6 protein-coding genes are annotated in these 4,198 nt (G+C 63.8%); all 6 read right to left on the bottom strand.

Annotated elements, in window-relative coordinates:
- Window positions 1–345 (bottom strand): precorrin-6y C5,15-methyltransferase (decarboxylating) subunit CbiE (gene cbiE, locus B7X65_RS23705; protein ID WP_293596689.1); only part of this gene is annotated, 345 nt, incomplete at its 3' end.
- A complete protein-coding gene (locus tag B7X65_RS23710) occupies window positions 342–1,439 on the bottom strand; it encodes a cobalt-precorrin-5B (C(1))-methyltransferase (protein ID WP_293596690.1) in 1,098 nt (365 codons plus the stop codon). The genes cbiE and B7X65_RS23710, both read right to left, overlap by 4 nt.
- The gene (locus tag B7X65_RS23715; protein ID WP_293596691.1) at window positions 1,436–2,122 is read right to left on the bottom strand and encodes a precorrin-8X methylmutase; all 687 of its coding nucleotides are present in this window, start codon (window positions 2,120–2,122) and stop codon (window positions 1,436–1,438) included. The genes B7X65_RS23710 and B7X65_RS23715 overlap by 4 nt, the downstream gene beginning before the upstream one ends.
- A complete protein-coding gene (locus tag B7X65_RS23720) occupies window positions 2,119–3,084 on the bottom strand; it encodes a sirohydrochlorin chelatase (RefSeq protein WP_293596692.1) in 966 nt (321 codons plus the stop codon). Before B7X65_RS23720 ends, B7X65_RS23715 begins: the two co-directional genes overlap by 4 nt.
- The gene (gene cobM / locus B7X65_RS23725; protein WP_293596693.1) at window positions 3,081–3,893 is read right to left on the bottom strand and encodes a precorrin-4 C(11)-methyltransferase; all 813 of its coding nucleotides are present in this window, start codon (window positions 3,891–3,893) and stop codon (window positions 3,081–3,083) included. Before cobM ends, B7X65_RS23720 begins: the two co-directional genes overlap by 4 nt.
- Window positions 3,893–4,198 (bottom strand): energy-coupling factor ABC transporter permease (locus tag B7X65_RS23730; RefSeq protein WP_366557383.1); only part of this gene is annotated, 306 nt, incomplete at its 5' end. The genes cobM and B7X65_RS23730, both read right to left, overlap by 1 nt.

A 4,198-nucleotide genomic window follows, 5' to 3' on the forward strand; every position in this document is an offset into this window, starting at 1 on the left:
GACATTGGGCAGCACCTCAATGGCCTCGATGCACAGGCGCGAGGCCAGGTAGGCGGCGATGCCGTGGCACAGCGGGTCGCCTGTGGCCAGCACCACCACACGCTGGCCCGCAGCCTGCGCGGCGCGAATCCACTCGGGCACTTGCGACAGCGCCCCGGTCAAATCGCGCTGCTGGGCGTCGGGCGCGATGTGCGCGGCCAGCAATTGCAGCGTGCGCGCGCCGCCAATCACCAGTTGAGCCGCTTTCAGGTGCGTCAGCGCGCTCTGGCTCAGGCTGTTCACGCCATCGTCCAGCACGCCGATGATCCGGCATTTTTCAATCAGGTTTATCGTTTCAGAATTCAAGGGGCCTCCGCTATCTTGCGACCATCGAAGTCGCAGACCAGCACTTTCAGTTCGAATTGATCGGGATAACGTTCACGTAAAGTTTTCACCACACGCTGCGCCAGCGCCGCGTGGAAAGCGGGGCCCAAGCCCAGCGCGTCCATGCGCTCACCCGCATAGCGGGCGGTTTTGGCATAGCGAATGTCCTCACACACATCAGGCGCGACGCCAAGTTCTGCGGCCAGATCGGCCAGCAAGCCGGTGTTCACATCGGCGCGACCGGCGTGAGTGATGGTCTCGCCCTGCGCGATCTTGGTGAGCTTGCCCACCATGCCGCCAATCACGACCTTCTTCAAGCCTGCTTTCACCGCCGCCCCCATGGCGTAGCGTAAAAAGTCGCCCATCTGCACAAATACAGCCTCGGGCAGGTGGGGCATTTCCTCCATGACGAACTTTTCAGTTCGCCCGCCGGTGGTAAGAACCACCACACCATGCGGCAAGGTGCCCGCCACATGCACGCCCTGCACCACGCTGGCGCGGTAGGCGGCAGTCGAGTAGGGCTTGACGATGCCGGTGGTGCCCAGAATGGAAATGCCGCCCAGGATGCCCAAACGGGCATTCGTGGTTTTTTTTGCCATTTGTTCGCCTTGCGGCACGGAAATCGTCACTTCAAAACCGGCCTCATCGAGCAGCGCGCTACCTGCGGCGCGCACATTGGCCTCGATGTTGCGACGCGGCACCGGGTTGATGGCCGGGCCGCCCACGGTCAGCCCCAGGCCTTGCATGGTGACCGTGCCTACACCGAAGCCACCTTTGAGCAGCACCTGGCCCGGCTGGTCGGGCAGCAGCCGCACATCGGCGGTCAGGTGCGCCTTGTCAGTGCAGTCGGGGTCGTCGCCGGCGTCCTTGATGACCATGGCATGCGCCGTGTGGCCATCTACCGCACCGTCCAGCACCGCAAAGGTGACCAGATCGCCGTTGGGCAGCAGGCATTCAATGCTGTCCGGCACCTGCCCGGTGACCAGCCCCAGCGTGGCCGCCCGCGCCGCCGCAGCCGAACACGCGCCGGTGGTGAAACCGGTGCGTGTGCCACGTGGCGCATTTTTCTCCATCATGCTGACGTTTTCTCCGTGAGCTCTTGCGCCTCTGCCAGACCCAGCAGGGCGTGAATGGCCGCCACCACCAGCGTGGAGCCGCCCTTGCGGCCTCTGATCACCACCCAGGGCACCTCGTTCTCCAGCGCCATCAGGTCTTTGGACTCGGCCGCCGACACAAAACCGACCGGCATGCCCACGACCAAAGCCGGACGCGCGCCTTCTTCATGAACCAGCCGCACCAGCTCAATCAAGGCGGTCGGCGCATTGCCGATACCGACGATGGCACCATTGATCAGGCCCAGGCGGTGCGCCTTGCGCATGGCCTGCACCGCGCGGGTCGTACCTTCGGCTTTGGCGGCTTCAATCACGTCAGCGTCCGAGATGAACTGGTGCGTGGCCATGCCGAAATGTCCCAGGCGCGGCGCTGACAGGCCCACGCAGATCATTTCCACATCGGCCACCACGCGGGTGCTGCGCGACAGGATGGCGGCCACGCCGGCCTCAACCGCCCGTGGATGAAAGTCGGTCAGGCCGTTGAAGTCGAAGTCGGCATTGGCGTGAATCATGCGGCGCACGATGGGCCACTGGGCCGGTGTATAGGCATGCGATGCAACCTCGCGGTCAATCACGGCAAAGGAATCGTGTTCAATGGCCCGGCCCGCCGCGGTGAGCTGTTCGGTAATGACGTTGGCGGTGCTCATGGATGGGCGTGCTCGTGAGGATGGGTGTGGTCGTGCGCATGAGGCTGCGGATGAATTTGAACGATGACCGGTGCATGCGGGTGAGGATGTTCGTGCGCGTGATCATGAGGGTGCGGCAGCGCATCATCATGGTGATGCCCCCCCATGCCGTTTTCGACGCCAAACTCACGGTACTTGCAGCCGTCACAGGGCATGCGCGACTCGGGCGCGCCGCGTTTCAGGTCATTCACCCGTTGTTCCAGCAGTTCAAAAATCTCGCGCTCAAAACCGAAATAGGCGGTCGAGGTAAAGCGGATGGCGGGGTACTGGGCTTTCAGGTTAGCCACTTGTTTGGTGATGCGTTCGACCAGCGTGCCGTTAAACAGGTAGTACGGCAGCACGACCACTTGCGTCATGCCCAGCAGGCTTTGCCGCTGCACGGTTTTTTCAAGGCGCGGCCAGGTGATGCCGGTGAACGCCAGGTCGACCAGTTCATGGTCGGTTTCCTCCATCAGCCAGCGCGCCATCTTGGCCATCTCGCCGTTGGCCTGCCGGTCGGACGAGCCGCGCCCCAAAATCACCACGCCGGTGGTGGTGGGGTCCGGCATGTCGAGCGCCTGCATCGCGCCTTTCAGGCGGCGCTTTACCACGCTGAGAATGTGATCGCAGGCGCTCAGGTGCGGCGCGTACAGGAACTGCACTTGCGGAAAACACAGGCGCGCCGCGTCAATGGCCTGCGGAATGTCCATCTTCACGTGGCCTGCCGCGTTCAGAATCAGCGGCACCACCATCACGCGGCGTGCATCGGTGGCCGCCCTGCGCAGGCCCTCGCTCAGGGTGATCTCGGAAAACTCGATGAAGCAGACTTCAATGCGCCAGCCTGGCTGGCGCTGGCGCCACTGGGCGGCAAAGCGCTCGATTTCCTCGTTGCCGGAGGCTTCGCGTGAGCCGTGGCCCACCAGCAAAATGGTTTCTGTGGTCATGGGGTTCCCAGGGTAAGGTTTGAAACGGGGACGCTGGCACGCCGGAAACGGTGCGTGAAACTGGCGTCGTAAAGCTTGGATTTGGCCAGGGTGGTCCATTGCCGCGCACCCAGCGTCGGGCTGGCGATGATCATGGCCTGGCTGACAATTTTGGCCTCGCGGCACAGGGCCTGGATGGTGCTGACCGTGCCGCGGACAATTTTTTCTTCGCCAGGCCAACTGGCCTTGTGCACCACCACGATGGGCGCATCGGGCGACCAGCCGGCCGCCGTCAAGGCCGCCGTGACGCGGCCCATCAGGGTAATGCTCAGGAAGATGCACAGCGTGCTGTGGTGCGCAGCCAGCGCTTCCAGCGACTCGCCTTCGGGCATGGGCGTGCGCCCCTCCACCCGGGTGAAAATCACCGTTTGCGTGACCTCGGGCAAGGTCAGGCTCTCCACCGCCGCCGCCGCCGAGGCCATGGCCGAAGACACGCCGGGAACCACCTGAATCGCGATGCCGGCGGCGTCCAGCGGCTGCACCAGTTCGATCAGCGCCCCATACAGGCCAGGGTCGCCGGTTTGCAGGCGCACCACGGTTTCATGTTTTCCGGCCTGCGCGATCAGCCACGCCGACATCTGCTCCAGCGTCATGTCCTTGCTGTCCGCGATGACACAGTTCCCGGGTGCCCAACGGGTGGCCGCTGCGTTGACCAGGGAGCCGGCAAACAAGATGGCGCCGGCACGCTCGATCAACGCACGGCCCTTGACGGTGATCAGCTCCGGGTCGCCCGGGCCCGCGCCGACGAACCAGACGGTGCCCGCACTCATCAGGCAATACCGGTCTTCAGCTTGGGCTGCACGGCGAAGCAGACAGCGCCCACGCGGGTTTGCACAAAGCGTTGCAGCATCCACAGAACGGCAAAGGTGAACAAGGGCTCTGCCACCACGAACGGAATGTAGGACGAGGCAAACACAGCCCAGCCGGACCATGGCGTAGCCACTTCCGTCTGCGTGAGCCAAAAGCCGACCATGACCACGACACCCGCGTAATAGGCACCGTCGAGCTTGAGAAGCGTAGTGATCGTCACCTCTTTGAGCTTGCGCCCCAGGGTGTAATGCAGCGCGATCAGGGG

The sequence above is a fragment of the Polaromonas sp. 39-63-25 genome (genome assembly GCF_002278925.1).
Taxonomy (GTDB): domain Bacteria; phylum Pseudomonadota; class Gammaproteobacteria; order Burkholderiales; family Burkholderiaceae_C; genus Polaromonas.

Bases quoted from the DNA above. Each gene is read 5' to 3' on its own strand.
- B7X65_RS23710 (WP_293596690.1), bottom strand. From the start codon at position 1,439: ATGATGGAGAAAAATGCGCCACGTGGCACACGCACCGGTTTCACCACC.
- B7X65_RS23715 (WP_293596691.1), bottom strand. From the start codon at position 2,122: ATGAGCACCGCCAACGTCATTACCGAACAGCTCACCGCGGCGGGCCGG.
- B7X65_RS23720 (WP_293596692.1), bottom strand. From the start codon at position 3,084: ATGACCACAGAAACCATTTTGCTGGTGGGCCACGGCTCACGCGAAGCC.
- cobM (WP_293596693.1), bottom strand. From the start codon at position 3,893: ATGAGTGCGGGCACCGTCTGGTTCGTCGGCGCGGGCCCGGGCGACCCG.